The 25,791-nt window shown below is 48.0% G+C and carries 17 protein-coding genes; 6 read left to right on the top strand and 11 right to left on the bottom strand.

Translation table 11 applies throughout. From position 1 onward, the window contains the following. The first annotated feature begins 5 nt into the window (after nt 1-5). From LZG72_RS22890 to LZG72_RS22880, 3 genes are all read left to right on the top strand, one after another. Entirely contained in the window at nt 6-4,157 is a 4,152-nt protein-coding gene (locus tag LZG72_RS22890; RefSeq protein WP_233877457.1) for a hybrid sensor histidine kinase/response regulator transcription factor, read from the top strand. 322 nt (nt 4,158-4,479) lie between these two features. Then, nucleotides 4,480-7,587: a SusC/RagA family TonB-linked outer membrane protein gene (locus LZG72_RS22885; protein WP_233877456.1), complete on the top strand. Its 3,108-nt coding sequence runs from the start codon at nt 4,480-4,482 to the stop codon at nt 7,585-7,587. A gap of 33 nt (nt 7,588-7,620) precedes the next feature. After that, complete coding sequence (locus tag LZG72_RS22880; protein WP_233877455.1) at nt 7,621-9,531, top strand: SusD/RagB family nutrient-binding outer membrane lipoprotein; 1,911 nt, start codon at nt 7,621-7,623, stop codon at nt 9,529-9,531. A gap of 101 nt (nt 9,532-9,632) precedes the next feature. Here the strand turns inward: LZG72_RS22880 and LZG72_RS22875 are convergent, their stop codons facing one another. From LZG72_RS22875 to LZG72_RS22865, 3 genes are all read right to left on the bottom strand, one after another. After that, complete coding sequence (locus LZG72_RS22875) at nt 9,633-9,953, bottom strand: 2Fe-2S iron-sulfur cluster-binding protein (protein WP_233877454.1); 321 nt, start codon at nt 9,951-9,953, stop codon at nt 9,633-9,635. Between the two features lies 1 nt (nt 9,954). Then, a complete protein-coding gene (locus LZG72_RS22870; RefSeq protein ID WP_233877453.1) occupies nt 9,955-10,959 on the bottom strand; it encodes an NAD(P)/FAD-dependent oxidoreductase in 1,005 nt (334 codons plus the stop codon). Nucleotides 10,960-11,049: 90 nt separating this feature from the next. Further along, on the bottom strand, nt 11,050-11,958 hold the full coding sequence (locus tag LZG72_RS22865) for a LysR family transcriptional regulator (protein ID WP_233877452.1): 909 nt from the start codon (nt 11,956-11,958) through the stop codon (nt 11,050-11,052). A 164-nt stretch (nt 11,959-12,122) separates the two neighbouring features. On the opposite strand from LZG72_RS22865, the gene LZG72_RS22860 reads away from it, so the two are divergent. After that, complete coding sequence (locus LZG72_RS22860) at nt 12,123-13,382, top strand: Hsp70 family protein (protein WP_233877451.1); 1,260 nt, start codon at nt 12,123-12,125, stop codon at nt 13,380-13,382. Nucleotides 13,383-13,458: 76 nt separating this feature from the next. Here LZG72_RS22860 and LZG72_RS22855 read toward each other — a convergent pair whose 3' ends face one another. The 3 genes from LZG72_RS22855 to LZG72_RS22845 form a co-directional block, all read right to left on the bottom strand. Next, nucleotides 13,459-14,037 (bottom strand): YdeI family protein, encoded by a 579-nt coding sequence (locus LZG72_RS22855; protein ID WP_233877450.1) that lies wholly within the window; start codon nt 14,035-14,037, stop codon nt 13,459-13,461. 219 nt (nt 14,038-14,256) lie between these two features. Further along, nucleotides 14,257-15,393 (bottom strand): hypothetical protein, encoded by a 1,137-nt coding sequence (locus LZG72_RS22850; RefSeq protein ID WP_233877449.1) that lies wholly within the window; start codon nt 15,391-15,393, stop codon nt 14,257-14,259. 240 nt (nt 15,394-15,633) lie between these two features. Then, nucleotides 15,634-18,000, bottom strand: coding sequence for a glycosyl hydrolase family 95 catalytic domain-containing protein (locus LZG72_RS22845; protein ID WP_233877448.1), 2,367 nt, complete (start codon nt 17,998-18,000; stop codon nt 15,634-15,636). A gap of 110 nt (nt 18,001-18,110) precedes the next feature. Between LZG72_RS22845 and LZG72_RS22840 the strand changes: the two genes are divergently transcribed. Beyond that, entirely contained in the window at nt 18,111-18,452 is a 342-nt protein-coding gene (locus LZG72_RS22840; protein WP_233877447.1) for a hypothetical protein, read from the top strand. Nucleotides 18,453-18,461: 9 nt separating this feature from the next. Here LZG72_RS22840 and LZG72_RS22835 read toward each other — a convergent pair whose 3' ends face one another. Next, nucleotides 18,462-19,205 carry a LytTR family DNA-binding domain-containing protein gene (locus LZG72_RS22835; protein ID WP_233877446.1) on the bottom strand — a complete coding sequence of 248 codons (744 nt, stop codon included), beginning with the start codon at nt 19,203-19,205 and terminating at the stop codon, nt 18,462-18,464. Then, on the bottom strand, nt 19,205-20,821 hold the full coding sequence (locus LZG72_RS22830; RefSeq protein ID WP_233877445.1) for a sensor histidine kinase: 1,617 nt from the start codon (nt 20,819-20,821) through the stop codon (nt 19,205-19,207). The genes LZG72_RS22835 and LZG72_RS22830 overlap by 1 nt, the downstream gene beginning before the upstream one ends. A 148-nt stretch (nt 20,822-20,969) precedes the next feature. On the opposite strand from LZG72_RS22830, the gene LZG72_RS22825 reads away from it, so the two are divergent. Continuing rightward, nucleotides 20,970-21,401 (top strand): PH domain-containing protein, encoded by a 432-nt coding sequence (locus tag LZG72_RS22825; RefSeq protein WP_233877444.1) that lies wholly within the window; start codon nt 20,970-20,972, stop codon nt 21,399-21,401. A gap of 7 nt (nt 21,402-21,408) precedes the next feature. On the opposite strand, the gene LZG72_RS22820 is transcribed toward LZG72_RS22825, so the two are convergent. From LZG72_RS22820 to LZG72_RS22810, 3 genes are all read right to left on the bottom strand, one after another. Continuing rightward, nucleotides 21,409-23,697, bottom strand: coding sequence for an NADP-dependent malic enzyme (locus LZG72_RS22820; RefSeq protein ID WP_233877443.1), 2,289 nt, complete (start codon nt 23,695-23,697; stop codon nt 21,409-21,411). 39 nt (nt 23,698-23,736) lie between these two features. Continuing rightward, nucleotides 23,737-25,065, bottom strand: coding sequence for a GntP family permease (locus LZG72_RS22815; RefSeq protein ID WP_233877442.1), 1,329 nt, complete (start codon nt 25,063-25,065; stop codon nt 23,737-23,739). Between the two features lie 111 nt (nt 25,066-25,176). Beyond that, nucleotides 25,177-25,644 (bottom strand): hypothetical protein, encoded by a 468-nt coding sequence (locus tag LZG72_RS22810; RefSeq protein ID WP_233877441.1) that lies wholly within the window; start codon nt 25,642-25,644, stop codon nt 25,177-25,179. Nucleotides 25,645-25,791: the final 147 nt, after the last annotated feature.

Here is a 25,791-nt window from a genome sequence, read left to right as displayed (position 1 = left end):
TAAGCATGTTGCGTCTCCTCAAAGAATTACTTCTGATCACAGGCCTGTACTTCGTTTCAGGTTTCGCCCTGGGGCAATCCGGGCAATTCCGTTTTCTCAAACTGGATATAAAATCCGGATTGTCAAACAATCACCCCACTTGCTTTCTTCTTGATAGTAAGGGATTTATGTGGGTAGGTACAAATTCGGGCCTGAACCGGTACGACGGCTACAACTTCAAGGTTTTTAAAGGCGACCCCAGCGACAGCGCCACATTACGAAGCAACAACATCCGCAGTTTGTGGGAAGGCCCCGAAGGAAAGATTTGGATCGGCTCAGGTACAGCAAACAGCGTATATGACCCTATTACAGAAAAAATCTCGATCAATGCGGGCCCTGAATTGAAAAAATGGGGCATTCCACCAGGCTTTATCCGCACTATTTATAAAGACAAATACAAGAACTTTCTGTTTGCTCAGGAGAATAACGGCTTGTTCATTTACTCCGGCCGCAAAACCATCCATTTAAAGCATTCCCCCGCAGACCCGAGTACGATTTCCAGCAATGATGTTTCGGCAATTACTCATACCACCGATGGAAACCTGTGGATCATACATCAAAACGGAACGGTTGATCAGGTCGATCCGCTGAGTTTTAAAGTAAAATGGCGATCGGACTATCTTGCTAAAAAACATAAAAACAGGTTGCTCAACTACGGCATTACCGCTGACTCCGACGGTGAGCTGTGGCTTTACGCAATACGGGAAAATCTGGGTATCTACCGTTTAAAACCGTCTGACCGTTCCTTTTCATTTTATAGTAAAGAAAGCGGCAGCCCCCGCCTCAATTCCGACATCATTCAAGGCGTAGTGCAGGATAATCAGGGGAGAATATGGATAGGGGTGGATCACGGGGGCATTAACCTTCTTGATAAAAACAAAAAAACGATCACCTACATTCTGCCGGATGATGATGACAAGAATGCGATCAGTCAGAACACATTCAATGCCATTTATAAAGATCCAATGGGCGTGATCTGGCTGGGGACCTATAAAGATGGTGTGAATTATTACCACGAAGACATCTTCCGGTTTCCGCTTTTTAAACACAAACGTGCCGACCGGGCAAGTCTTCCATACAACGACCTCAACCGGTTTGTGGAAGATGAGAAAGGAAATATATGGATGGGTTCCAATGGCGGCGGACTCATTTATTACGACCGACAAAAAAATACCTACAAACAATATCTGAACGATCCGTCCGACCCGAATACCGTCGGCAGCAATGTGATCATCAGTCTTTATCTGGACAAGCGAAAAACGCTTTGGATTGGAACCTATTTCGGCGGCCTGAGCTCGTTCGACGGGACAAAGTTTACTACCTACCGTCACGACCCTTCTGAACCGGGCAGCTTGTCGGACCGTAGTGTTTGGGAAATCAGGGAAGATTCGGGAGGGAATTTCTGGGTCGGTACGCTGAACGGCGGGCTGGAACTATTCGACCGGAAAACGGGAAAGTTTACGCATTACCCGGCCAAAGCGCCCAATTCGGTGCACGATGCTTATGTAAGTGAAATTACCGAGGACCATCGGGGAAATTTGTGGCTCGGAACTTCCTTCGGAGTTGACATACGTGACCCGAAAGCGGGCAAATTCGTCAATTACCATCATAGCCCGAATGATCCGGGATCCATTAGCAACGACATTGTGCATGTAATTTTACAGGATTCAAAAAAGCGGATATGGGTCGGTACGCAGGATGGGTTAAACCTGTTTGACCCGGTAAAAAAACAGTTTCGGATTTTCAGACAAGCGGAAGGTCTGCCTCACAACTCGATCCTTTCTGTGGTGGAAGACAATGCGGGGGATCTTTGGATCGCCACTCCATACGGACTCGCCCGTGCGCAATTATCTGAAAAGCCCGGGGGGCTGCACGTGCAGTTTATCAATTATGACGAAAGCGATGGGTTACAGGGATCCGAGTTCAACGAAAATACCGCACTTAAAACGCGTGACGGAGAGTTGTTTTTTGGAGGTGCCAAAGGGTACAACGTGTTCCGGCCTGAACAAATCCCTCCCAAAGCTACCTTCCGGAATGTCATCTTATCCTCACTCTCGATTTTTAACAAAAAGATGAATGTAGGTGATAAAACGGGGGACGGTCGGGTGGTACTTTCAAAAGCCATCTCGGAAACCAAAAAGATCGTACTGCCGCATCGGGCTGATATTTTCGCGCTGGAATTTACGGTACTCAATTTTTTTCATCCGCAAAAAATCAACTACCTGTACAAATTAGAGGGTTTTAACGACGACTGGGTACGCGCATCGTCCACTTCACGAACGGCGGCATACACCAATCTGGATGCCGGCAATTATCTGTTCAGGATAAAAGCCTCCGATGAAAACGGCGGCTGGAACGATGTGGAAACCACGCTGCAGATCGAGATCCTTCCACCCTGGTGGAATTCCACTCCTGCCAAAATAATTTACGTAGCGCTGTTCATTCTTTCGCTGTATCTGGCCGGCAGGATGATCCGGAATAAGGAGCGGGAAAAGTATCTGATCGAGCAGGAACGCATTGAATCGAGGAGGTTACGGGAAATAAACGATGTGAAGATCCGTTTTTTTACCAATATGAGCCATGAGTTCAGAACCCCGCTCACACTCATCCTTTCACCCCTCGAAAAGATCCTCAAAGAAAGTCCGGATTCTCCGCAGTATACCCAGATGCAACTGATGCAGCGGAATGCGAAAAGGCTGCTGAACCTCGTCAATCAGCTGCTGGATTTCCGTAAGCTGGAAGTCAGCGGGATTAAGTTCAACCCTACGGAAGGCGACATGATCCACTTCGTGAATGAGGCCGTTTCTTCATTTACGGACATCTCGGTCAAAAAGCAGATCGCTTTAACTTTCCATTCAGACCTGGATCGTCTTCACGCGTCTTTTGATCAGGATAAACTGGAAAAAATTCTCTTTAACCTCTTGTCAAATGCATTCAAATTCACCCCCGAAAATGGAATAGTGAGCGTGGAAGCAAACTACGCGACGACGCCCGGGGGAAGCGTCAACCAGTCATGGCTGGAAATCAAAGTCAGCGATACCGGCATTGGAATCCCACAGGATAAAAAAGAGAAGATCTTCGAAAGTTTTTTCCAGAACGACCTGCCAGCCGGCTTGCTGAATCAGGGGAGCGGTATCGGACTTTCGATCACCAAGGAATTCGTACACCTTCACGGAGGAACGATTACAGTCGATAGCGAACCAGGCGCAGGAAGCAGTTTCCTGGTTCGGTTACCTGTTCAAAAAACCGACGTTACCGTTGCTACGCCTGCCGGATCACCTGCCAATAACTTTAACAGGACTTTTTCACCCGCAATACCGATGGCACCCGAACCCGTCCAGCTTGACAATGGATTGCCGGTATTGCTTTTGGTTGAGGACAACGACGATTTCCTTTTTTACCTCAAAGACAATCTCAAAGAACTTTACAACATCATCGAAGCAAAAAACGGATCGGAAGGCTGGGAACAGGCGGTCAACTTCATTCCAGACCTGATCGTAACGGATGTTACCATGCCCGAAATGAATGGGATAGAACTGGTACGAAGGCTGAAAAACGATGAACGGACCCTACACATCCCGCTGGTACTTCTGACGGCGAGCACTTCTCCCGCGCAGCACCTGGAAGGTTACGAACTTGGCATCCATGATTATATTGAAAAGCCATTCAACTTCGAAATTCTGCAATACCGGCTTTCCAACATTCTGAAACAGCAGGAAACGGCCCGCAAAACGTTCAGCCAGCAGATCGCCATCAAGGGACGAGATATTGCCATCAGCAGCAGGGACGAGAGTCTGGTAAGGCAGGTGATCGCCATTGTGGAGGAGAATATCAGCAATCCCGATTTTTCGGTGGAAGCGCTCAGCCGGGAAGTGGGCATGAGCCGGATCCATCTTTACCGGAAGCTGAATTCCATTTCGGGTAAAACCCCCGTCGAATTTATCCGCTCGATCCGGATGGAGCGTGCGGCCCGTCTTCTGGAACAAAGCCAGCTTACGATTTCCGAGGTAGCCTATCAGGTCGGCTTCAATAACCCCAAATATTTCGCGAAACAGTTCCGGGAAGAGTTCGGAGAGCTGCCCTCCTCCTACCTCACACGAAAGAAAAATATGGTCTAGCCCTCTTCGGCGGAAAAGAGGTATTTATATACCCGAAATGCATTCAGGTAACTTTTGATACGGTACAATGTAACATTTGTATCCTCCTGATCTGCTGCCTATTTCCTATTTTTGTGCCAATCCAGTCAATTAGAATTTTATTTTATTAATTAACCTATAATCAGTATATAATTTTGAATACTATCGATATTAAGTTATTTGTATTATTAAATTTGTCATCGATCGGAATAAAATACATTTAACCACTCATATTAATCTTTCAGATCGCGTATTCCTTTTCATTATCAGTTTATCCCTTGTTTTACCATACCAATTTAACTTTATGAGAACACATGTATTAAGCTTGCTGCTACTGCTGAGCTTTTCTGGAGTCTATGCACAGACTCAGATTTCCGGAAAAGTAACTGGCGGAGCAGGGAACCCTCCACTCCCGGGAGTTACCGTAGTAATTAAGGGAGCAAAAACCGGGACCACCACGGACTCGGAAGGCAAATTCAGTATCGCGAGTGCCGGTCCGGGCACAGTGCTTAGCTTTTCCTACATCGGATATGTGAAGCAGGATGTTGAAGTAGGTAACAAAACGTTCTTTGATATCACCCTGGTAGAAGACGCCACGGCGCTGTCAGAAGTGGTGGTTACAGCTCTTGGTATCCAGCGTCAGAAAAAATCGCTGGGGTACGCGATCCAGGAAATCTCCGGCTCGGCATTATCGGACGCCAAAGAAACCAACCTCGCCAATGCATTCACTGGAAAGGTTGCAGGTCTGCAGGTAGTTCGGTCGAGCAACGGGGCCGGTGGATCTTCCAAGATTGTATTGCGTGGAAATACATCGCTCACCGGAAGCAATCAACCGCTCATTGTGGTGGACGGTATTCCGATCGACAACTTCACCGGTACGACCGAAAACGGGTATTGGGGAGCCGGACTTGACCTCGGTAACGGGCTCGGGGACATCAGCGCCGAAGACATCGAAACGATGAGTGTGCTGAAAGGGCCGTCTGCCGCTGCATTATATGGTTCACGCGCTGGAAACGGAGTAATCCTGATCACGACAAAATCCGGACGCAAGCAACCAGGACTTGGCATTACATTCTCCACAACACTTGGAACAGAAAGTATTTTCATCAAACCTGAACTTCAGAATTCATTCGGACAAGGCACCGAAGGCATTTACAATGCGATGAGCACCACCAGCTGGGGCCCAAAAGCAACGGGACAGAGCATCACCAAGTGGGATAGTACACAGTCCACGATGAACATTCATAATAACGTAGACAATTTTCTGCGGAAAGGTTCAAGCCAGAATTACAGCCTGGGCTTGCAGCAACAGTATGGTTCAACCGCTGTTTTTGCATCGCTAAACTACCTGGAAGACAGAAGTATCATCCCTGGAAATAAACTGAAACGCGTCAACTTTACTTCCAAGGCAACAACCCACTTCGGGCAGGACAGCCGCTGGACGAGCGATGTGAAAATGTCTTACAACAATACATCGGGCTTCAACAGGCCGATCAATGGCCGGGACAACAGCAGCGTATTCGTATTATATATGTTGCCAAGAAGTCTTGATGTTACCGATTTCAGTGCCGCTACCAACCAATTTGGTAAAATGCTATGGTATCCTGGCGCACCTGGCCCGCAGTCCAACCCATATTGGTTGAGCAGATACAACCTCAACAATGACTCGCGGAACCGTTTCATCATGAACGGATCGTTGAAATACGCATTTACCGACTGGCTGGATGCTGAGGTGAAGGCCGGCGGTGACTTGTACACCACCAACACCGAAAGCAAAACGTATGCGGGCGGCCCACTTTCGAATTCGTATTCCATGGGCAAGCAAACTTTCAGCGAAACCAACTACAGTGGTTTGATCACAGCCCGGAAAGACGAAGTGATCGGCTTGTTCGGAGGTACTTTCACTTTCGGAGGTAACCTGATGCAACAAAAATACAGCTCGCTTACGGTAAACACCGGCGCTTTGGAAGTCCCTAACTTGTTTACTCCAACCAATGCTGCAGGCGCACCGTCGGTTTGGCCGGGATATAGCCGTAAAAAAATCAATTCAATTTACGGTTCATTAGGCCTGAATTATGGCGGCTGGATATTTCTTGACGTAACGGCACGTAACGACTGGTCGTCGGCGCTCATTGAAGAGAACCGTTCGTATTTCTACCCGTCGTACAGTCTTTCCTATGTTTTCTCAGACATGCTGGACAAGATGGGAACCAGTCTGCCATTGTGGTTTAATTATGCCAAACTGCGCGGATCTTATGCTACCGTTGGAAATGACCTTGCGCCATATCAATTGTACAATGGATACAACATTTCAAAAGATCCTTTGAGCAATACCATTGCGGTGAGACAATCGCTTCTGAAAGACCGTAATGTGAAAAGCGAGCTGATCAAAAACCTGGAACTTGGAGCGGAACTGAAATTTCTTAACAACAGGCTGCGCGTTGATTTTACCTGGTACAAATCCAATGCAACCCGCCAGCTGATCGACATTCCAATGGATCCGATGAGCGGTTATTCGAGCATGAAGGTGAACGCCGGAAATATCCAGAACAAAGGGATCGAGATCATGGCTGACCTTGCTATCCTGACAAAACCAACCTCCGTAAACTGGAATGTAACTGCCAACTTTTCTAAAAACGAGAACAAGATCATCGACATCGCCAAAGATATGGGCGTGAACGAATATCAGCTAGGAGCGTTTGACGACTTGTTCATCAGAGCTACTACCGACGGATTGTACGGTGACATTTACGGAACCAAATTCCTGCGCGTAAAAGACGAGGCCAGCCCGTACTTTGGTAAAATGCTATTGAATGCAGACGGTCTTCCGCAACGCGACGCGACCATCACAAAACTTGGTAACCAACAAGCAAAAGGACTTCTCGGCATCTCCAACAACTTCTCTTACCAGGGAATTGGTTTGTCGTTCCTGATCGACGCGCGCCTGGGCGGTGAAATATTCTCAGCTTCCAATGTAGGTCTGCAGTCGGCTGGTACCGCGGCAATTACTGCTCCGGGTGGAGAAAGACCTGAATTCGTTGTGGATGGCGTTGTGTTAGGAGAAGGCGGTGCACCTGCACCAAATACCGAACCTGTTACCCAGCAGCAATACTGGAGCACGGTATCTACCCTGAACAACCTGGGTGTGGGGGAAGCGTATATTTTTGATGCTACCAACGTTCGTCTGAGAAATGTCATGGTGAGCTACAGTCTTCCAAAAAAACTTTTAGGCAAAACATTCCAGAAAGCTAAAATCAGCGCATCGGCCAACAATGTATGGATGATCAAAAGTCACCTGAATGGCATTGACCCGGAATCTGTTTTCGCAACCGGTACCAATGCCGTTGGTTTCGAAAACGGGGCATTCCCGACCATGCGCTCATTCCTTTTCTCACTTACCCTGGGATTCTAAATCATCAATCAGGTTAAAAAGACATTTAATACTATGAAAGCATTTTTAAAAAGGGCACTTATGCCCGCCGCGGCGCTGATGTTGTTCACAACAGCCTGCAACGATTTTGACGAGATAAACGCGGACCCCTACCTCGCTACCGAATCTCAGGTACAGGTGGAGTACTTCATCAACGGCTCCATTATCGGGAACCAAATGGACCCTCACATCGCCGAACGGATATTTGTATTATACTGGAAAACAGCGGGTCGCCAGCAAGCCGGCGGCGGGATCTCTACCGGCGGCTATAACGACGGCTGGTCCAGCGATTACTACGGAAGCGGTTACATAGGTGGGTGGCTGAACAGCATTTATGCAGCCGTTCAGGTGGCTGAAAAACAGATTGCTGCCGGTAACATCAAGCCATATACCGCCAACTTGCTACAGGTGGCGCGTATCTGGAGAGTGTATCTTCTGAGCGAACTGACCGACAACTTCGGCCCTATTCCCATTAATGGATTTGAGGGAACCAATCCGGAGTTTTCGGATGAGAAAACGGTGTATTATTACCTGCTCGATGAATTGAAGGATGCTTCCTCAAAACTAAACCTGGGAGTGACCAGTTCTGAGATATCAAAGTATGACCAGGCCTATGGTTTTAATTACGCGAAATGGCAGAAATACGCCAACTCGATGCGTCTGAGACTTGCTATGCGCCTTTCAGAAGTGGATCCGGCAAAAGCAAAAGCGGAGTTCGAAGCAGCCGCAAAACTTCCGTTACTTACTCTTGCGGATGAGACATTTCAGGTGGCAGAAAAAGAAGGGTGGGATGCATTGACTGGCGTCATGAGCCGCGAATGGAACTACTTCCCGATCTCGGCCACGATCAACAACCTGTATCTTGGACTGGGCGGCATCAAATCGGCTGATCAGGTGAAAGCAGCACTTCTTCCTTCTGTCAAACCACAGGATTATATGGGGCTTAAATTCGAAAACCATTTCACCACGATGACGAATGATCCGTCGGCAGGTTACTGGTTTGATGGTCTGCCAAATACGATAGACCCCCGCGCCTACAAAACTTACATTATTCCGGGTGAAGTGGACAACTCCGATTTCAACGCATATCCTTCCTGGGATAACACCGCGAAAACGACCGAACGCACATTGGTTGATGCCGCAGGTGCTACTGTTAAAACGCTTAATGCCAAGTATACCTGGAATGCTCCGGCCAATGGTGACTGGGGACCAAAAGGTGCTAAGAACAATATCTATAACTTCAATGGCGCCATTCCACGTCACGGCCAGCAGTTCCGTAACAGTAAAAGCAAGCGTATTTACTTCGCTCCATGGGAAACGTACTTCCTTTTAGCCGAAGGAGCTGTGAGAGGCTGGACAGTACCAATGAGCGGACAAGCTGCTTATGAAGCGGGTATCGACGCAAATTTTGCATACTGGGGCGTGAGCAGTTTCGCTACTCAGTACAAAGCCTCCACTGCCTACAACCGGGTTGGTACATCGGTTAGCTGGGCTCATGTCGCCGAACCACCTGCTACCTATGTCATGAAATACAAAGATGGCTATACAAATGTGGATGGTACCGTGACCAAAACGTATCCGGTAAACAACCTGTATAAGGCGGGTGCTGTGAAAAATGATTTGCTTACAAAAATCATCACACAGAAATTCATCGCACAAACACCGTGGTTGCCGTTGGAAGCGTGGAGCGATCACCGGAGATTGGGTCTGCCATTCTTTGAAAACCCGGCAGTCGAAAATCCGTTGGTAAACATGCCTGCACTTAACAGCAGCAATTACCTGACGTCCAATATCAAGTTCTTCCCGCAACGTCTGAAATACCCTTCAAGCCTGCCTGCGAGCAATGCAAGAGGTTATGACCAGGCGGTAGGCTTCCTTGGAAGTGCGGACGGTACGCTTACGCCGCTGTGGTGGGCGAAGCATTGATTTGAATAAAACCTTTGTTTAACAAAAATGCCGGGCACTAAAAATGTCCGGCATTTTACTTTCTGTACTTATCATTCCGTTTTTCAACAGACTTTTTAAACTCAATTTGCGTAGTTGGTCAACTGCAGCAGGACGCCATCGAGTTTGTAGTTCATTTTTAATTGGCAGGCCAAACGGCTGTTGTTCTGCGCGTCGGGTCTGGTTTCCAATGTCATTAATTCTTCATCCTGGGGATCACTGAGCTGGTCCTGGCCTTTGAGGATCAGGCAATGGCAGTCGGCGCAAAGTGCCAAACCGCCGCACGTGGCACGCATATCGTAATCGAAACCTTTCAGCGTTTCCATCAGGTTTTCATTCTCCGCTTCCGCCACTTCCAACTCCTTCTCGTGACCTTCCCGGTCGATTACAGTCAGTTGTATCATCTTAAAAAGCATTTACGCCATTTACAGTGGTGTATTTAAAACTAAGTTTCTGTTGCGGGTACACATATTTGAATGCGCTCTGGGCCATCAACGCAGCTTCATGAAACCCCGAAAGGATCAGTTTGAGCTTGCCCGTGTACGTGTTAATGTCCCCGATCGCATAAATGCCTGGTACCGAGGTCGCATAATCGTCTACATTCACCTCGATCGCCGATTTATCCAGCGCCAGGCCCCAGTTGGCGATAGGCCCAAGCTTGGGAGTGAGCCCGAATAATGGAATGAGATGGTCTGCCTCGAGCAGGAGATTACCCTGGTTTTTGGTAGAAACAGAAAGCGATTGCAAATGCCCATTCCCAGCCACATCGGTGATCTGCGATTCGAGCAAAAGCCGGATTTTCCCCTGGTGCGCCAGCTCAACCACCTTTTCAGCCGAGTCGGGTGCGCCCCTGAACGTTTCTCCGCGGTGCACGAGTGTCAGTTCCGAGGCTACCGGCGCGAGGAAAATAGCCCAGTCCAGGGCAGAGTCGCCCCCACCAGACAATACGACCCTGCGGTTACGAAATGCTTCCGGATTTTTCACAAAATAAGATACTCCCTTTCCTTCAAATGCTTCCAGGCCATTGATTGCCGGTTTGCGCGGCTCGAAACAACCGAGTCCGCCGGCAATGACAATTACTTTGGCCTGAATGCTCGTTTGTTCATGCGTTTGGACAATAAAATCACCATTTTCCATACGGTCAATATGCTCCACGCGCTCGCCGAGTGTGAAGCCTGGTTTGAATGGCGCGATCTGTTCCATCAGGTTATCAACCAGTTGCTGGGCCTGAATGGAAGGAAACCCCGGAATGTCGTATATCGGTTTTTGAGGATAAATTTCTGAGAGCTGGCCGCCTACCTGTGGCAATGCATCCACCAGATGGCAGCGCATTTTCAGTAGTCCGGCTTCAAAAACGGCAAAGAGCCCAACGGGCCCCGCCCCAATAATGCATATGTCTGTGTTAATCATGTCAGATGGCTAAATATGTCCTTTGTTTTCAAGTACAAAAGTGCAATATCCAGCGATCTTTCACCAATCATAAATAGTTATCTCATATAACTATATGTTATAATGATTTTTACAGAAACGCATGAAAAGCTCGCTGAGCGAAGTGCTTTTTCCATGAAGATGGATGAACTGGAAATCGCGGTATATTTCAAGACCTTTTACGTCAATAATGGTCAGCTCATTGTATTTCAATTCATTAACCACTGACTGCACGGATAAAAAAGCAGCGGTTTCCGAATGGAGAAGATACTCCTTGATCGCGATGCTGCTTTCCAGTTCTATCTCAACAGTCAGATCGCTGAAAGCCAGCCCTGCTTTTGAAATTGCCTTTCTGAGCACATCAAGCGTTCCTGAACCTGCCTCCCGCAAAACCAATGGAATCGTACTGAGCTGTTTCAGGCTGATCTCCTCCCATTTCGCATACATACCCCTCGACCGTGTCACCAGCACAAGTTCGTCTCTGGTAAAAGGTGCATAACTGATCTGCGGATCGTGTCCCGCCCCCTCCACGATCGCAATGTCGACCGTCTCGTCAAGTATATGTTTGGTTATAAGGTCGGTATTTCCCTGAACGAATGTAAATGACAGGTTCGGGTAGCTTTTTTTGAAAAGAGCCAGCAGTTTCGGAAGGATCGTCTGAGCGACGGTGGTACTCGCGCCGATGCGGATCGTACCGCCGTGAATGTGGTTCACCTGGGTAATTTCGGACTCCATTTCCCGCGAGAGCTGGATGATCTTCGCTGCATACTGCATAAACAAAGTCCCCTGGGCAGTCAGGCCGATCGAGTTTCCTTTTCTGCTGAAAAGCCGGCAGTCGAGCTGCTGTTCCATTTCTCGCACATGCTTGGTAACGGCCGGCTGCGTGATATTCAGTTCGAGCGCAGCTTTTGTAAAGCTTAGCTTCCTGGCGACCGTGTAGACGACAAACAGCCTGAAATCAATCGTTTTTAATGCATTCATAAGTAGATTTTAAGCAGCTGGTCCGCAGCGTAAATTGCCTGTCCCAGCGGGCTAAACTAAGAAAAAGTCAGGTAAGTTTGGGCAGGACCGGATCCGGGATATTCGCACATGCATTTGCAATGCCCGGCAAATAATCAGAAATTGCGCGCCCAATTTTCCAATGAATGAACAATCCAGTTTTTTGCGGCATCGATTTCGGCACATCCAATTCCAGTCTGGCCGTAGCGAATCAAGACAATGTGTTTTTAGTTCCGGTCGAAAACAATCATACGACTATTCCCAGCGCGATGTTTTTTGCCCGGAAAGACAACCATGCATTTTTTGGCCGCGAAGCGACGGAGCGTTTCCTGGCCAGACAACCGGGAAGATTAATGCGAAGCCTGAAACGCGTACTGGGAACTCCGGTGATGCGTCAGGGCACGATGGTCAATGGTGAATTCATGAAATTCGATCAGATCATTGCCGCTTTTCTGGATCAGATGAAACGCAAGGCGGAAGCCGACTGCGGGACGGAGCTGCGGCATGTGGTCATGGGAAGGCCGGTCCATTTTGTGGATAACGACCCGGCGGCCGATCAGCGGGCAGAGCATGAACTGATGCTGGTCGCTAAGAAACTGGGTTTTGAGCATGTCGGTTTTCAATTTGAGCCCATTGCCGCCGCATTCGCCCATGAGGCGAGGGTAACGGGAGAGAAACTGGCGATTGTAGTAGATCTCGGCGGAGGAACTTCTGACTTCACGATTATCCGGCTGTCCGGTGAGAATGCAAAAAAACAAGACCGGACCAGCGATATCCTCGCCAATACCGGTGTCCGCCTCGGTGGGAATGACTTCGATAAAGATCTGAGCCTTGCGGAGATGATGCCGGAACTGGGTTTTCGTTCCAGATATGGGGCCAAAAATCTCGAGGTACCCTCCTACCACTATTTTGATCTTTCCGAATGGAGCAAAGTGAACTTTCTTTACACCAATAAGATCCTGTTTCAAGCCAAACAATTGCTTCGTGAAACGCACGATCCATTAAAATATGGAAGATTAATCAGCGTCCTCGAACAAGAAAGAGGTCACGCGGTACTCGCCGAAACGGAAAAGATCAAGATCGGACTGGCGAGCAGCGACAACTACGCGGCCGCGCTCGATTTCATCGACGAAGACCTGGTGATCGATGTGGCACGTGAGGATTTTAATGCGGCGATTAATACGAAAACAGAACGCATCGTACATGCGGCGCGTGAATGTCTGCAGGCGGCAGGTATTGGCTCTGATGCAATCAGTCTGGTGATTATGACGGGCGGCTCGACCGAAATCCCGCTCATTCAGGAGCAGTTCAGGCGATTGTTTCCAGCCGCAGAATGGTCGGAAGAAAACAAGCTTTCGAGCGTCGGGCTGGGCCTGGCATTCGATGCCCGCAACCGGTTTTCCTGACACTAATATAAAGTGCTGCACGACTCATCAGGTCGAAACGGTTTTCTGATGCGTGCAACCAAAGCGCCTGCCACGGTTAAGGCCGATTGACTTCCGGCTTTTTATGATCGGGAAGTGCTAGGATTTCGGCAATGCGTTTCTGTCGGGTCTCCGGCCGTTTGGCGAATACAAGCTGTTGTAAATGAAGCCGTTTCATTGACCTGCTCAGACCTAAGAAATGACTTTTGGCTTCGGGATTTTTGTCAAATGCTTTTTCAAGATCGCCGGGTATGATCAACTCTTCTACCTCGTCAAGTATCGTCCATGAGCCATTTTGTTTTGCAGTTTCAATGCTATCGAGACCGGCTTGCCTCATCAATCCCTCGTCGATCAGCCTCTGGACTTTTTCTTTGTTAATGCGCGACCAGGCACTTTTGGGTTTTCTCCTGCCGAAAAACTGAAGATACCTGTCTTCATCCAGTGGCCTGGCGAGGCTGTCGATCCATCCGAAACAAAGCGCTTCATCGACGGAATCACTCCATGTCAGCCTGTCGGCATTCGCCTTTTTTTTGTAGTAAATCAGCCAGACGGACTGTTCCTTGTCATGGTTTTTTTCCAACCATTCTCGCCACTCCTGCTTATTAGCCGGACAAAACGTTTTTATCTCTTTTTCCATCTTATTTGCCTGTGAAACTTCTCTAAAAATAGCACATAACTGCAAAGCCGCCGCACTTTGCGAAATCAGATACCTGATTTTCAACGTATCTAGAATGCAGCCATTTCCAAAATAACAACAAAGAAAGCGGGCATCGTGACAACGGTATGTCACTAGAGATTGGGAGGTGATTGAAAATTCGCCATGCACCATTGCCATAGCTACTAGCGCAATGACTAATTAAAGCCAGCCCTTTTCCTGAACGTACTCTGCCAGGGCCGCGCCTATTTTGGCGTGGCCACGGGCATTGATGTGGTCATCGATGGTGAAGTAATCCTGCCGGCTTAACAATGGGTGCACATTGACGAAATGGAGCCCGTCGGCGGGATGCAGGGCTTGATAAGCCTGAAATTCCTTAACAATCGGGTGATTGTAAATGCCCAGGTCGAAAACGACAATCGGCCCTTTGTATTTCTTGCGGATCCGGCTGAGATAGGGAAAGAAAGCCTCGGCATGTTCCGGCTTGAACACCGCAGGGGCTGTAACCTGCCTGGCGGAAGCATTCGGAATTGGCTGAAAGGCACTTGTCACTCCCGAGGTGATTAGCCAGCGAACGCCTAGAAAAATACCTTTAAATGGAAAATACGTGGTGTTGATGGTATTTTGTTTCGCCGCAATCTCAAAGCCAAATGCATCAGTAGATGACTTTTGAGGCACTGGCAAATTGGTCTTGTTTTCTTCCAGATCGTTTTCACAATACTGGATAATGAGCAATTTACAGGAATCCAGATCGATTTGGTCGAGCAATTTCGTTTCACGATGCGTGCCATACGAGGTAATGGCCGTGTTCAGGACATTAACATGGAGCCGTTGTTCTACCGACTCTGAAAACCGCTCGTCTTTTTCCACACCCCACCCCATTCCGTGGGAATCGCCTAAAACAACAATGTGCGGATCTTTCAGGCTGGCTTCATCATCGCGTACACCAAGTGAATTTGTTTTCACTTCTACATCGAACTCAGGATTATCAAACCTGCCCGTAATATTCGGCCGAAAGCGATAGGTAAGTGAGGAATCGTAACGCGACAGGTCCTCATTAAAGTTGGTCGTGTTTTTGAAGTAGCCATACTGCCCCAGCACCCAGTAATAGTAATTTTCAGGCAGCGGCTTATAACGCTGATAACTAGCCATATACGCCACACTACCCACTAACCCCACCTCGATCACAATACAAATAATCAGTAGCACAGCAAAGCGGATCATGCGCTTATTGGAAACTGACCAGAGCAAGATAGTCAGGCCGATCGGGAACAGGCAAAAATAAAGCGGGAAAATGGTGGGGTGCCTCACAAAAAAATCCTGACGGAAAATAGGCATACATAGCAATAGTACTCCAGATAAAAAGGCAATCACATTCATAGTGGCGGTATTTTTAGCTTTGTAGCAGATCGTTCGTATTTACGGAACGATATTGCCGGTGACTTACTAAAAGTTCAGGACACAAAGAATGTAACTATCCGTTGCACTCATTGAATAAAAAAGTGATTATTCGGTTACATGATTGATTTGTCGGGCATGGCGGCAAGTATGCAGAACTGTTATCGCGCCAGACGCTCGTTAAAAATTACCTGGGAGAATCGTTTTCCGGACGTTGGCGGTCAGGCTGATCTCAGTAGTCTTGCCGCCGTATTTCAACGTCCTTTTCTGCGCCTGCGGAGAAATGAGTGAAACCGACTTCAGCATTCCATTTTCCCAGATTTCATCCACGGTGACGTTTCCTCTGGCTTTCAATCCTTTCACTTCGCCGGCCGGCCAGGCGTCGGGTAATGCAGGCAGCAATTCGATTACTCCGGTTTGAGACTGTAGCAGCATTTCGGCAACGCCCGCGGTGGAACCCATATTACCATCGAGCTGAAAAGGAGGATGGGCGCATAGCAGGTTGGCATAAGAGCCTCCCCCATCCGACATATTTGTACCCTGACTAGCCACGGGCCTCAAAACACTTTTAAATAGTTTGTGCGCACGGTTACCGTCTTGCAAACGTGCCCAAAAGTTGACCTTCCAGGCCAGCGACCATCCTGTCCCGTCATCGCCGCGCGCATTCAAGCTGATTTTTGCAGCTTCTGCCTCAGCCGGTGTTTTAGTAATGGAGATTTGCTTTCCCGGATGCAGTGCAAAAAGATGCGATACGTGCCGGTGGTGATTCGTAGAGTCGTCCACATCTTCCCGCCACTCCTGCAGCTGTTTCCACCTGCCGATCTGCAAAGGCAGGATCTTGTCGCGTGTTTTCGCAGCTTTTTGCGCAAAATCACGGTCTATACCCAGTACAGTCGCCGCTTCGGCAGTATTGTTCAGGATATCCCAGGCAATTTCGTGATCCATGGTCGCGCCGGTGGAAATGCCTCCGTGCTCGGGTGAGAACGACGGCGACGATACCAGATGCCCCGAGCCGTCGTCCGTGAGGTAATCCATCCAGAAAATGGCGGCTTCCTTCATGACGGGATACCCCGTGTTTTTTAGGAAAGTTTTATCATTGGTAAATGCATAATGCTCCCACAAATGCTGGGAGAGCCAGGCCGCACCGCCCGGAAAGAATCCCCAGGGCAAATCCCAGCCCGGCGAAGTGTAACCGTAGGCATTCAGCATCGTATTTACAACCCAGCCTTTTGCATTAAAAAATTCCTTTGCCGCCAGCTTGCCCGGCTCGACGACGGATTTGGTAAAATCCATTAACGGCAAATGGCATTCCGCCAGGTTGGTCACCTCGGCAGGCCAGTATAGCATTTGGATATTGATGTTGGTGTGATAATCGTTGGTCCATGGCGGGTTGGTACTGTCGTTCCATTTTCCTTGCAAGCTCATGGGCATCGTACCCGGGCGGGTCGAAGAGATCATCAGATAGCGGCCATATTGGAAATACAATTCTTCCAGTCCGGCGTCAGGCTGACCTTGTGAATACCGTTTTTGTCTTTCGTTCGTCGGCAGGTTCTTGACCGTTTCTTTACCCAGCCGGAGAGATACGCGGTCGAAAAGTGCGTGGTAATCCTTTTGCTGCTCGGCATAAAGTGCATCAAAACGCTTTCCAGCCACTTTCAGCATGGTCGCACGATTGGCCTTTTTGTAATCATTTCCTTTATATGTCGGGAATTGCATGACGTAGTCGGTAGCAATGGTATGAATGAGCACCACCGACCGTGCATTTGATATGGTCAGAATACCATCTTTAAATGTGGTTTTACCATCTGTATCAACGCGATACACCGTTTCAAATTCCTGGTGATTGTCTTTCAGGCTTCCCCCGAAGGTGTACTGGTTTTTCTCAAACTGCTCATAATCCTTTTTATGCGGAGATGTGAATCTCACCGAATAGGTTTCCGGAGTAGAGGATTTGAATTGATAGACCATGACTTTGGACGGATAATTGCCAAAGAACGTCCGCTCAAAATGACTGCCGCCTGCATCGTAGCTCACTTTTCCTACGGCATCGGAAATATTCAGCTCCCTTCTGTAATTCTGAATGGCACCGTTGTGCGATACGCGCACATACAGATCACCGGCTGGCTGCTGCGCCCCGAAATCACTGGAAGGTTCATGCTCTTTCTTTTCGTGAATGGCACCGGTCATTTCTTTTTTGGCGAGCTCAAATGCTTCATTCGTCTTGCCCGCAGCCAGCAGTTCCCGAACTTTTACAAGATGCCGCCCTGCACCTTTCTTCAATCCAAAATCATACGATGCATTTGCATTCTTGCCGCCGGCCCAAAGACTGCCTTCCGAGAATTGAAGCCGCTCTTCATCCACGCCGCCAAAAAACATGGTACCCACATGCCCGTTCCCAATCGGCAGGGCCTGGGTCATCCATTCCGTGGCTGGACTGTCGTACCATAAAACCAGTGGAGAAGAACCGTTTCCCGACTGCGCCAGGGTAGCGGCGGCAGGAAAAATCAGGAAGAAGCAGGAACACAAAGGGGCCAAAAGAGACTTCATACATGCATTTTTTGAAATAATGCTAAAAGTAGAGTCGAGTTCCGAATAAAAAAAGAAGCTTCCAACCTTATCTCGCAAAACAGGGTCAATGAAGTTTAAACCACCTTTTCATGCGTTATTTACTTTTAATAACCCTGATACTGTTCCTCGAAAGCTGCCGGGAGGACAAGATGGATCCCGTTGTTTCTACCTGTTATTCCTATGCCAATGTTCGCCGGGCGGAGACGGTAGTTGACGCACCTGTAACAGTACGACTTTCAGGAGGTCTCATTACCGGCAGTCAGCTCATGGCTTCCGGCACGATGGCCTGGGGCAGTTGCAATCTGGCAAGAGAATTTATGCAAGACAGTCTCGCTATTTATGTGACCGGTTACTTTTTGACCTCCCCGCAGCTGGAAGTAATGAATATTACTCCGGTACCCTTTGTCGTTACTTCAGCCAGGATCAGGTGATTGAGAAACCTACATGATCTTTTTCTTCAACTCATCCCTTTTACTTCTGGATATTGGCACTTCCGATCCATTTGTCAATAAAAGAAAGTCGCCGAATTCTTTTTTCCAGCTTTTGATAAACATTTTATTTACCAGATGAGATTGATGGCACCGCACAAAACCATAAGGTTCGAGCAACTCGTTATAGAAAAATATGGGTTTACAAATGATCAACACCTCCCCGTTCGTCAGGTAAAATGTCGTGTAATTGTTCGAAGATTCACACCTGACAATGTCTCCGATTTTAACAAAATGTGTTTCTTTCGCCGCCGGTAATGCAATTCGCTGCTCATCTCTTGCGGGACTTTCTTTTAAGGTTTGTATCAGATTCTGAAGCAGTTCATTCTGTTGTTTTAAAAGTCGCTGGCGATGCGCCCGCTCAACAGCGGCTTGTAATTCTCCGATGGCGACCGGCTTCAACAGGTAATCCACCGCCGAAAACCGCAGCGCCTGTATCGCATACTGATCGTACGCCGTCACAAAGATCACCTCAAAATGGCAGGCCGGCAGGCTGCGCAACCAGTCAAATCCATTTTGCTCAGGCATTTGAATATCTAAAAAGACCAGATCGGGTTGCAGGCTGTAAAGCAAACTTGTAGCAGCCACGGTATTCCGGGCCGTACCAACGATATCGACGAGCGGACAATAGGTTTCCAACAGGATCCGAAGGTTGTCCAGGTTGGGTTGCTCGTCGTCTATCAGCAGCGTTTTCATTAAAACCATTGATTAAAAGTGAGGGTAATCCGCGCCCCCGCTGGAATAACATCACTTATTTCCAGAGTGATCCGCCATTCCTGATGGAGTTGGTTCAGCAAGGCAATGCGATCGCGGGTTAGCTTCAATCCTAATCCCTGACTTGGTTTTTGTTCCCCAAAACCTTTGCCATTATCAGTTAAAATCACCACCATCGCATCCCCGGACCGACTGAATTCCAGGCCGATCCTACCCATTTCGCCCAGTGATCCGACACCGTGTTTCACAGCATTCTCAACCAACGGCTGTAAAAGCAATGCAGGTATGGCGGTCTCAAAGATGTTCATTTCAGGATCGACGGCAATGGTATATTCAAACCCGAACCGCAGTTTTTCAAGCCTTAAATAGGTGTCTAATGTCTGAATTTCTTCCTGCAAAGCAATTTCATTTTTCTGGCTGTGAAGAAGCGAATTCCTGGTCAGCCGTGCAAAATCCGACAAGTAATTATTAGCTCCCTGAATATCCTGTTTATTGATCAACGCCTGGATCGAGCTAAGCGCATTGAAGATAAAATGAGGGTTTAACTGGGCATAAACAACCTGCAGTTCGAGTTGAATGCGGGTTTTATCAATTTGTTCCTGCCGGGCTTTTCGACGTTGCCGGATCAATAACAGTGATAATCCCAGCAACATAGCCACCAGTATCCCCGCTGAAATGCGGAACAAACTGGTCTGGTACCAAAGGGGTTCGACATTAAACCGATATTCCGTTACATGGTGTGGCTGAGCGGAATATCGAATTTTAATGACATAATCACCTGGCGGGCAATCTTTGATCCATACGAAACTGTTGTCGTAATCATTATTTCGCCAGGCCGTGTAAACCCGTTCGTTTCGAATGAGCTCATACTGTATTTGTTTTTTATCAAATTGCCCATCTTCGAGTTTGAATACCAGGTTTGTGTTGCTTGACGGCACCGTGAAATCGGAGGAGAAACTTCCGGTGGATTGTTTGTCGGGCATCCACGTGGATTGCAGATTCCGAAAAAACGCATCCAAAGTAGCTGAGGTGTAAATACTGGTAATCACAGGCTTGACCGGCTCCCAGCCAACCATGGAAGTAGCAACAATCCGTTTGCTATCTGCTTTTCTGACATCCATGATCAGCGTGTAACCCAGCTTTGTTCGGTATCCGCCCAGATAGGCCATTAGTGGCATTCCGGATTGCTGGATCACCGTCGAATCGGTAAATGCATGAATCTCTCCCCAGGGTACCACGATCCGGTTGCCGGGATATTCAGTCACGTGAAACTGATATTCGCGGGCGTTTCGCTCATTTACACCATGCAGAAAAAAGTGGGCTTGCGCAGTATCGAACGTGACCCTTGCTACCATTTCAGACGGCCGCGACTTTCGGAAATCCGGATCTTTTGTCAGCGACACAAAATGCTCAATATCATTCTTTAACTTCCAAAATGCATTATTCTCTTTGCGAATGGCCAGAATCAGTCCGACAGCCGACGGCGACTCCTGGATTTCACCGGGAAAACTCTGAGAATAGTCACCCCAATTGATTTGGCCACTTGCCGAAGAAAAAGTTAATGCAAATGCCAGCATTAACAAGACTGGATTTTTCATGTTGTCTGAGTTTTAACAACAAAAAAACAGTATTTTAGAAATTCGAATGAGCAGCAATGTGAATCCCGCCAGGCTGACTGTGAATGCAGTCCCTTTCGACCTGTTAATGAAATACTGGCTGCACATGCGGGAAAACTAACATAATACCATGACCATTTATAAATCTAAGATCGGACGGGGATTACTCATTCCATTAGCCGTGCTGCTGATTGGCATCGGGAGTTTTATGGCATACAAAGGGGTTTGGGCCGGGACAGGCATCATTATCCTTCTCTGCATTTTTATCGGACACATGTTCCTGACCACTTATTACCAGATTGAAGGAAGTACTTTGAGAATTAAATCCGGCTTTCTCTTCAACATGACCCTGCCAATCGAAACCATCAGAAAAATCTCCGAAACCCAAAATCCCATAAGCTCTCCCGCACTTTCTCTTGACCGTATCGAACTCATTTACAATCGGTTCGATTCTGTCATTATCTCACCCAATAACAAAATGAGCTTTATAAAAGCACTTCTGGAAGTCAATCCCGACATTGAAGTCCGTTTAAAGAACAAGGAACATCAGGTGACTTTCTAGCTGTCAATCAATCCAGATCATCAAGCTGTTCTTTGCTGTCCACCACGGCTACCGCCACCATATTAAAGATCTCCCTGACCGTACTTCCCAGCTGCAATACGTGAATCGGTTTTTTCAACCCCATCAGTACCGGACCAATTTTTTCGATCTGCGCGATTTCTTTCAGCAGGTTATAAGCGATATTAGAAGCCGATAAGTTCGGGAAGATCAGCGTATTCGCTCCCGTTTTTCCGAGTGGTGAAAATGGGTAGGATTCTTTCAGCAAATTCAGATTGAATGGTAAATGCGCCTGCATTTCACCATCGACGATCAGGTCCGGCCGCTTTTCGCGGAGGATCTTTACAGCCTTCTGCATTTTGAGCGCGTCCTCTCCTTCCGCACTTCCAAATGTGGAGTAAGACAGAAATGCAATCTTCGGCTCCACATTCAGTTTCCTCACTTCCATCGCCGTCATCTCCGCAATCTCGACCAGTTCCTCGGCAGTCGGACTAAAATTGACGGTCGTATCGGCGAGGAAAATCGGACCAAAACGGCTCATCAGAATGTACATCCCCATGATCTTGTTAATCCCTTCCCGCCTGCCGATCACCTGTAATGCGGGGCGCAAAGTTTGGGGATAGTTGCGGGTCAGTCCCGAGATCAGTACATCTGCTTTTCCGAGTTCAACCATTACAGCGCCGTAATAATTGCGGTGCAGGATCAACCCTTTTGCATCAGAAAAGGTCAGCCCTTTCCGTTTACGTTTCTCATATAAAACTCCGGCATAGTCTTCCACATTTTTAGCCTGCTTGCTGGAACGAGGATCGATGATCGTTACCTTATCAATGGTAAGCTTGTGTTCCTTAATGATGCGGTTGATCTTAATTGCATTACCCAACAAAATAGGCACCGCGATTTTTTGTTCGAGCACTTCCTGAACAGCACGTAACACTGTTAGATTTTCTCCGTCCGTGAAAACAACGCGTTTCGGCTTATGCTTGGCCTGGTTGATAATCCCCCGGATCAATGAGTTATCCAGTCCGATGCGGCTCGTCAGCTTCAAATCGTATTCTTCCCAATTGGTAATGGAAGCTTTGGCTACACCACTATCCATCGCTGCTCTCGCAACGGCTGGCGCTACGGTTGTCAGTAAACGCGGGTCGGTGGGTTTTGGCAAAATGTATTTTCGCCCAAAAGCCAGATTTGTTTCCCCATAAGTCATATTAACAATTTCAGGGACTGTTTTCTTTGCTAACCCGGCCAGTGCTTTTACGGCTGCCAGCTTCATTGCCTCGTTGATGGTGGTGGCCCGCACGTCCAGTGCTCCACGGAAAATGTAAGGAAACCCCAACACATTATTCACCTGGTTCGGATAGTCAGACCGGCCGGTTGCCATAATGATATCCGGACGTACTTCCACGGCGTCCTCGTAGGTAATCTCGGGATTCGGATTGGCCATTGCGAATACAATGCAGTCGGCGGCCATCGACTTAACCATTTCCTTACTCACTACATTTCCGACCGACAAACCTAAAAACACATCCGCCCCGACGAGTGCATCAGCAAGCGTCCAATCCAGGGGAAGATCACCCTTTACATATTTATATTGGTTTGAAACCAAATTAACCCGTCCCGGATGCAGCAAGCCATCTTTGTCAAAAACGGTAATGTGATCTTTGCTAACCCCGAGCGCCACATAGAGGTCTATGCAGGCGATCGCAGCCGCGCCGGCCCCGTTCACAACGAGTTTTATCTTTTCAATATCCTTACCCGAAATGTCCAGTGCATTCAGCAAAGCCGCTGCGCTGGTAATGGCAGTACCATGCTGATCGTCGTGCATGACGGGAATCGATAACTCTTTCCGCAGCCTTTCCTCAATTTCAAAACAGGCAGGCGCAGCAATATCTTCCAGATTAACGGCCCCAAAAGTCGGTTGGAGAATTCGCACCGTCTGTACAAACTGGTCAATGTCTTTGGTATCGAGCTCAATGTCGAATGCGTCGATATCCGCGTAGATCTTGAATAACAGACACTTACCTTCCATGACCGGCTTCGAGGCCGAGGGTCCGATATCGCCCAAACCTAAAACGGCTGTCCCGTTTGTGATCACGGCAACCAGATTACCTTTCGTGGTATAATCGTATACTTTCTCGGGGTGTAAACCAATTTCCAGGCAAGGCTCGGCGACACCCGGAGAGTATGCGAGTGACAGATCGCGTTGATTCAATGTCTCTTTCGTGGGCTTTACTTCTATCTTGCCCGGACGTCCTTTTGCATGATAATGGAGCGCGTCTTCTTTTAATTTTTGCGTATTCATATCGGTAATTTGTTGATGGAGAGTTGTTTGAAAATATCGTTACATTAGGATTTTTGTCAAAATGTATACGACCAGAAATGACGTGGAACCCATTAAAACCGTGGAAATGGAATAAACACGCAACATGGTGTTCATATCCAATCCGGAGAACTTGGCGATCACCCAGAAGTACGCGTCATTGGCGTGAGAGATCATCATCGAACCGGCCCCCATCGACAAAATACAAAGCAATGGGCCGCTCCCGGTAGCCAGTCCGAGCGCTGGCAACAGCGGCTGAACAATGGACGAAGCAGTAATGATCGCCACCGTGGATGACCCCTGGGCCGTTTTTAAAACGGAGGTCAGTAAGAAAGGAAAAAAGATTCCCAGACTTCCGAGTGCCAGCGATGCGCTCAAATGGTCGCCGATCTTCGTTGCCGCCAGAACGGCCCCAAAAGCGCCGCCCGCGCCGATGATCACGAGAATGCCTCCCGCTTTTTCAGCGGCATCCTGCAACAAGGTACTCACTGCTTCACGCGTCCAGACTTTCCTGCCATTGAATGCGAGTAACACGCCGATCGACAAAGCGATCACGGGATCACCGACCGAAAGTATCATGCCCAGCCACCCCTCCGAAGGCGCATTTTCAACCAGTAAAAAGGATTTCAGGCCGATAAGAAGAATAGGAACGATAACGGGTAAAAACGATTTCAAAACCGACGGCTGATCCGCAATCTCGTTTTCTTCCACATGTTCCTCAATAATCACCGGATTTTTCTTCCCGGCATAGTTCGCCCACAGATAACCTACAATGGCCGCGGGAATTGCAACTACGATCCCAATGAGTATTAATTTACCAAAATCCACCCCGATAATGCCCGCCGCTGCTGCCGCGCCGGGATGCGGGGGAATGAGGCAATGCACCGAATACAAACCCGTAGCAAGTGAAACCGCCATTACCGCCACCGAAATACCTGTTCGCCGCGCCAGAGACTGGTTCAGCCCGCTCAAAACAATGTATCCCGAATCGCAAAAAATAGGCAAACCAATAATGAAACCGGTCACGCTCATGGCAATCGGCGCGCGTTTCTCGCCTACCTGTTTCAGAATGTAATTCGCCATTACCCGGGTACTGCCGGTATATTCCAGGATCACGCCCAATGTGGTACCAAGCACGATAAGCAGTCCCAACGATTTCATGATGTTCCCGAATCCGTCTTTCGTCGCCGTAATCACCTCATTAATGGGTAATTGCACGCCGAGACCCACAATAAAACAGGAAATGATCAGCGCAAAAAAGGCGTGGACTTTGTACCGGGCAGTCAGTAAAACGATGGCAGCTATGCCGATCAACAGACAAATGAGGAGGTAAAGAAATGAATGTTGCATGTATTAAATAAGCTAAATCCTGTTTAGGCAAGTTGTGAAGTAACAAAAAAAGAGGCTAACCTGATGTCGCCTCTCTTTGTTATTTATGTAAAAATGATTCGCCCGAATTCGTCAGAAGTCGACTGCACATTCGTTGATGGTCGCTTTTTTAGAACCTCCCCCGGTTTGGACCAGTTTAATGTTCGTCATCACAATTTTATTACCTGTCACGCTGACCACGTATTTGCCATCGGGATCAAATGTCAGACCGTCTACGCCTACTTCGACTTCACCTGCACTAACATTCAGTGAGGAGTCCCCTACCTTGAAACTACCGCCTTTTTCCGCTTCGGCTTTGCTATGAAAAGTCACCTGAAGCAATTTGAAAGGCTCATCCTGCTGGCAAATAATCGAGTAATTCCCATTTACGAATGTCTGAATCTCGGTTTTACCTTTGGAAGCCACGCCGTCTACTTTAAAAGTCCCTGCCTTTTCAGTCTCATCCGGGTTTACATCCGTACTATCTTTCGAACATGCGGACGACAGTGTGACCAACAAACTTAATGCGATAATGAACCTGACCGTGGTGATTGCTAACATGATTTCAAGTTTTGAAGTAAGTGATTGTTTTCAGTTTGATTCGCTCCCCGACTCAGAGGAACGAATCAAAAGTAGGACGGCAGGGATTGCACGGCAGAAAATAATCGATGAAAGGCACCTGAAAATCGATTAACGCAAAAAAGGCCA

This window comes from Dyadobacter sp. CY323, from assembly GCF_021390245.1.
Classification (GTDB): domain Bacteria; phylum Bacteroidota; class Bacteroidia; order Cytophagales; family Spirosomataceae; genus Dyadobacter.
Note: the sequence above shows the minus strand (reverse complement) of the source record. Positions and strands in the feature narration are given on the sequence as shown.

Coding starts and splice junctions, on each gene's coding strand:
- LZG72_RS22890 (WP_233877457.1), top strand. CDS start 6: ATGTTGCGTCTCCTCAAAGAATTACTTCTGATCACAGGCCTGTACTTC.
- LZG72_RS22885 (WP_233877456.1), top strand. CDS start 4,480: ATGAGAACACATGTATTAAGCTTGCTGCTACTGCTGAGCTTTTCTGGA.
- LZG72_RS22880 (WP_233877455.1), top strand. CDS start 7,621: ATGAAAGCATTTTTAAAAAGGGCACTTATGCCCGCCGCGGCGCTGATG.
- LZG72_RS22875 (WP_233877454.1), bottom strand. CDS start 9,953: ATGATACAACTGACTGTAATCGACCGGGAAGGTCACGAGAAGGAGTTG.
- LZG72_RS22870 (WP_233877453.1), bottom strand. CDS start 10,959: ATGATTAACACAGACATATGCATTATTGGGGCGGGGCCCGTTGGGCTC.
- LZG72_RS22865 (WP_233877452.1), bottom strand. CDS start 11,958: ATGAATGCATTAAAAACGATTGATTTCAGGCTGTTTGTCGTCTACACG.
- LZG72_RS22860 (WP_233877451.1), top strand. CDS start 12,123: ATGAACAATCCAGTTTTTTGCGGCATCGATTTCGGCACATCCAATTCC.
- LZG72_RS22855 (WP_233877450.1), bottom strand. CDS start 14,037: ATGGAAAAAGAGATAAAAACGTTTTGTCCGGCTAATAAGCAGGAGTGG.
- LZG72_RS22850 (WP_233877449.1), bottom strand. CDS start 15,393: ATGCCTATTTTCCGTCAGGATTTTTTTGTGAGGCACCCCACCATTTTC.
- LZG72_RS22845 (WP_233877448.1), bottom strand. CDS start 18,000: ATGAAGTCTCTTTTGGCCCCTTTGTGTTCCTGCTTCTTCCTGATTTTT.
- LZG72_RS22840 (WP_233877447.1), top strand. CDS start 18,111: ATGCGTTATTTACTTTTAATAACCCTGATACTGTTCCTCGAAAGCTGC.
- LZG72_RS22835 (WP_233877446.1), bottom strand. CDS start 19,205: ATGAAAACGCTGCTGATAGACGACGAGCAACCCAACCTGGACAACCTT.
- LZG72_RS22830 (WP_233877445.1), bottom strand. CDS start 20,821: ATGAAAAATCCAGTCTTGTTAATGCTGGCATTTGCATTAACTTTTTCT.
- LZG72_RS22825 (WP_233877444.1), top strand. CDS start 20,970: ATGACCATTTATAAATCTAAGATCGGACGGGGATTACTCATTCCATTA.
- LZG72_RS22820 (WP_233877443.1), bottom strand. CDS start 23,697: ATGAATACGCAAAAATTAAAAGAAGACGCGCTCCATTATCATGCAAAA.
- LZG72_RS22815 (WP_233877442.1), bottom strand. CDS start 25,065: ATGCAACATTCATTTCTTTACCTCCTCATTTGTCTGTTGATCGGCATA.
- LZG72_RS22810 (WP_233877441.1), bottom strand. CDS start 25,644: ATGTTAGCAATCACCACGGTCAGGTTCATTATCGCATTAAGTTTGTTG.